Here is a 1,221-nt window from a genome sequence, read left to right on the forward strand (position 1 = left end):
ATACGTAAATAGCTAAATACGCTAATGCTTGCGCGCGTGGCCCGCCCCCCGGCCGTCCCTATGGCCCTAGATGATGAGAGCGGGCCGGCCGGGGGGCTATCGTCGCGGCCGTGGCGTTTCCCTGAATAGAGCTTGCACCAGGTCGGCGGGTGGATCGCGGCGCAAGCCGCGCCGGCCCGGAGGCGAACGCGCTCCCCAATAGCGCCGTAGAGAGCCGGAGGGCCGTTCATAACAAAGTCCCGGCGCTATGCGCCGGGTCCGCTTCTTGTCACGTCAGGCAGCGTCATACAGCCCCCGGAACTCTGCATCGGCATAATAGGCGAGCTTGCCGGCGACGATCGGCCGTTGCCCGGCGAGGAACAGCAATTCGACATGCTGCGGCAGGTTGCGGACCTCATCGGGGGTCAGCAGCGGGCGGGCCGTGTGTTGCTCGCCGTAGGAGATGCCGGATTTATCGGAATCGAGCGCCCGGCTCATGGTCTGGAACACAACGGTTTCCTGCCCGAGCAGATCGGAGACAAGCCGGGCGCTGTCGTGATCGTTGACGCCGAACACCTGTAGGACGCCGGCATTTGACAGGAAGGTGCCGGCGCGTTGCCCGTAGGTGGCGCGGAGCTGGTGAACGTCTTGCAGGATCGGCCAGAGCTGGACGCCGTAGCCGGCCATGAGGCCCATTGCGCGCTCGACGTGGGCCAGATGGCCGAGGGCGGCGAACTCATCGAGCAGTTAGAGGACCGGCACGGCCGGCTTGGCGGGATCGCGGGCCATGTCGGTGAGGCTTTGCGCGACGAGCAGGCGCAGCCAGCGGGAATAGGTGGCGAGCCGATCGGGCGGCAGGACGAGGAACACCGAGACGTTGCGGCGCTTGAGATCGGCAAAGCCGAAATCGGATCGGTCGAGGACGGCGACCATGCGCGGGCTGTCGAGGAAATGGGTATGGCGCTGCGCGGCCGAGAGGACGCCGGCCGCCTCGCGGTCGGATTTGCCGAGGTGTCGGTTTGCAGCGCGGGCGATCAGGCCGGAGGCGGCCGTTGATGCCTGCATGTCCTTCAGGAGCGCCGCGAAGGCTTCAGGGGCGAGGGTGAGATATTCGCGCAGGGTGGCGAGGTTCCGCCTGTCGCGCGGCGCGCTGGCGGCAATATGGAGGATCAGGCCGGCAATGAGCGCCTTGGCTTCCTCGTTCCAATGCGCTTCGCCGGCCATGCCCGGTTCATCGAACAC

1 pseudogene is annotated in these 1,221 nt (G+C 66.6%); it reads right to left on the reverse strand.

The features are described 5' to 3' along the window. Positions 1–273: 273 nt before the first annotated feature. Positions 274–1,221 (reverse strand): annotated as a pseudogene (locus HBA93_RS17765) (type IV secretory system conjugative DNA transfer family protein); the annotation flags it as partial.

Origin of the sequence: Ochrobactrum sp. SFR4 (assembly GCF_019730395.1) — a bacterium.
Taxonomy (GTDB): domain Bacteria; phylum Pseudomonadota; class Alphaproteobacteria; order Rhizobiales; family Rhizobiaceae; genus Pseudochrobactrum.